Origin of the sequence: Streptomyces caeruleatus (assembly GCF_001514235.1) — a bacterium.
Classification (GTDB): Bacteria; Actinomycetota; Actinomycetes; order Streptomycetales; family Streptomycetaceae; genus Streptomyces; species Streptomyces caeruleatus.
The window spans coordinates 5136-8116 of the sequence record NZ_KQ948959.1 but is presented as its reverse complement, the minus strand read 5'-3'; the positions used below and the strand labels follow the sequence as shown (position 1 = coordinate 8116).

The 2981-nt window shown below is 70.8% G+C and carries 1 pseudogene; it reads left to right on the top strand.

The annotated features are described in order from the left end of the window. Positions 1-5: 5 nt before the first annotated feature. Positions 6-2981: pseudogene (locus tag AQJ67_RS44130) on the top strand (type I polyketide synthase); the annotation flags it as partial.

The window sequence follows — 2981 nt, the reverse complement described above, 5'->3', positions numbered from 1 at the left end:
CGGTGGCATGTGATGTATCGGACCGGGACGCCGTCGCCGGACTGATCGCCGGGGTACCGGAACAACACCCCCTCACCGCGGTGATCCACGCGGCGGCTGTACTGGACGACGGGATGATCACGTCACTGACGCCGGAACGCGTGGACACGGTGATGCGTCCGAAGGCGGACGCGGCGTGGTACCTGCACGAAGCGACCGCCGGGCTGGACCTCGACGCGTTCATCCTCTTCTCGTCCGTGTCGGGAGTGTTCGGCGGGGCCGGTGTGGCGGCGTACGCGGCAGCGAACTCCGTGCTGGACGCGATGGCTCAACAGCGTGCCGCCCTCGGCGAGCCCGTCGTAGCGCTGGCCTGGGGCTTGTGGGCCGATGCCGGCGGCATGATGGGGCGCCTGGGCCACACCGACCTCGCTCGGTTCGGCCGGGCTGGGGTGCGTGCCATGTCGGCGGCCGAGGGGCTGGCGTTGTTCGATCTGGCCATCCGGCGCCCGGAAGCGCACCTGGCTCCGGTCGGGCTCGACCTGCCACGGCACGGCGGGCCGGAGCAGGTGCTGCCGCTGCTGCGAGGCCTGGTGAGTGCCGGCGGTCCGGCCCGACCGGTCGCCCGCGCGGCAGTCCAGGACAGCTCCGGCCTGGCCGGCCGACTGGCCGCCCTGACCACCGCCGATCAGCAACAGCTGCTTCTCGACCTGGTGCGCGGCCATGTCGCCCCGGTTCTCGGTCACGCCTCCGCACAGGACATCGATCCTGAAAAGGCGTTCCGGGACATGGGCTTCGACTCGCTGACGACGGTGGAACTGCGCAACCGCCTGGCGACGGCGACCGGGCTGCGGCTGCCCGCGACGCTCGCGTTCGACCACCCGACCGTGTCACGGCTGGCCGACTACCTGCGGCAGCGGCTGACCGACACGGTCGAGACCGCCTCGGTGACGACGGTGACCACTGCGGCGACGGACGAGCCGATCGCCATCGTCGGGATGGGCTGCCGGTACCCCGGCGGGGTCGAGAGCCCTGAGCAGCTGTGGACCCTGCTCACGGCCGGTGTCGACGCCATCTCGGCGTTCCCGACTCAGCGCGGCTGGGATCTGACCGGCGACGCTTTCACCCAGATGGGTGGCTTCCTCCACGAGGCGGCGGCGTTCGACGCCGGGTTCTTCGGTATCTCGCCGCGTGAGGCGTTGGCGATGGATCCGCAGCAGCGGTTGTTGCTGGAGACGGCGTGGGAGGCGCTGGAACGGTCCGGCATCGACCCGAACACGCTGAAGGGCAGCAAGACCGGCGTGTTCCTGGGCGGGACAGGATCGGGCTACGACACTGTCGGGGACGCCTCGGGCGACGCCGAGGGCTACATGCTGACCGGTGGCGCGAGCAGCGTGCTGTCGGGGCGGATCGCGTACGTGCTGGGGCTCGAAGGGCCCGCGGTGACGGTGGACACGGCATGTTCGTCGTCGCTGGTGGCCCTGCATCTCGCGACCCAGGCACTCCGCTCCGGCGAGTGCGATCTGGCACTGGCCGGCGGTGTGACGGTGATGGCCACCCCGGGAGTCTTCGCCGGGTTCGCCATCCAGGGCGGGCTGGCGAGCGACGGCCGCTGCAAGGCGTTCTCCGGGACCGCTGACGGGGTCGGCCTCGCGGAAGGCGCCGGGTTGCTCGCGGTGGAGCGGTTGTCGGACGCCCGGCGCAACGGCCACCAGGTGCTGGCGGTGGTGCGGGGTACGGCGATGAACCAGGACGGCGCGTCGAACGGGCTGACCGCGCCGAACGGTCCCTCCCAGCAGCGGGTGATCCGGCAGGCGCTGGCCAGCGCAGGTGTGGCCCCGGCCGAGGTGGACGTGGTGGAAGCCCACGGTACGGGTACCCGGCTGGGTGACCCGATCGAGGCCCAGGCTCTGTTGGCGACTTATGGGCAGGACCGGCCGGAGGGTCGTCCGCTGTGGCTGGGGTCGCTCAAGTCCAACATCGGTCACACGCAGGCCGCTGCCGGTGTGGCCGGTGTGATCAAGATGGTGCTGGCGATGCGACACGGCCAGCTGCCTCCCACCCTGCACGTGGACCAGCCGACCCCTGAGGTGGACTGGTCGGTTGGCGCGGTGGAGTTGCTGACCGAGCAACGGTCGTGGCCGACGGTCGACCGGCCGTGGCGGGCCGGGGTGTCCTCGTTCGGGATCAGCGGCACCAACGCTCACGTGATCCTTGAACAGGCCCCTGAATCAACGCCGGTCTCTGGTGCGGATGTTGTTGTCCCGCCTGTGGTGGTGCCGTGGGTGGTGTCGGCCAGGTCGGAGTCGGCGCTGCGGGATCAGGCGCGGCGGCTTGTGGCGCATGTGGAGGCGGATCCGGAGCTGGATCCGGTGGACGTCGGTGCGGCGCTGGTCTCCACTCGGGCGAGTTTCGGGCACCGGGCGGTGGTCCTGGGCACCGACTGGGACCAGTTGACGCAGGGCCTGCGCAAGCTGGCGTCCGGGGAGCCGGGTGTCGGTGTGGTGACCGGGGCAGCCGGCCTGGGGGGCCGGACGGCGTTCCTGTTCACGGGTCAGGGTGCGCAACGGGCTGGTATGGGGCGGGAGTTGGCCGAGGCGTTCCCGGTGTTCGCGGATGCCTTCGAGGAGGTGTGCGCTGGTTTCGCCGGGTTGTTGCCGGGGTCGTTGAAGGATGTGGTGTTCGGGGGCGAGGGTCTGGACCGTACTGAGTGGACGCAGCCCGGGTTGTTCGCGTTCGAGGTGGCGTTGTTCCGCCTGCTCGAGTCCTGGGGTGTGACACCGGATTACGTGGCTGGTCATTCGATCGGTGAGCTGACTGCGGCGCATGTCGCGGGGGTGCTTTCCCTGCCGGATGCGTGCCGGGTGGTGGCAGCAAGGGCCGGGTTGATGCAGGCGTTGCCTGCTGAAGGGGCCATGCTGGCGGTGGAGGCGAGTGAGGCCGAGATCGCCGGGGCGGCGGGTGAGGTTGCCGGCTGGGGTGAGAAGGCCACCGTCGCGGCGGTG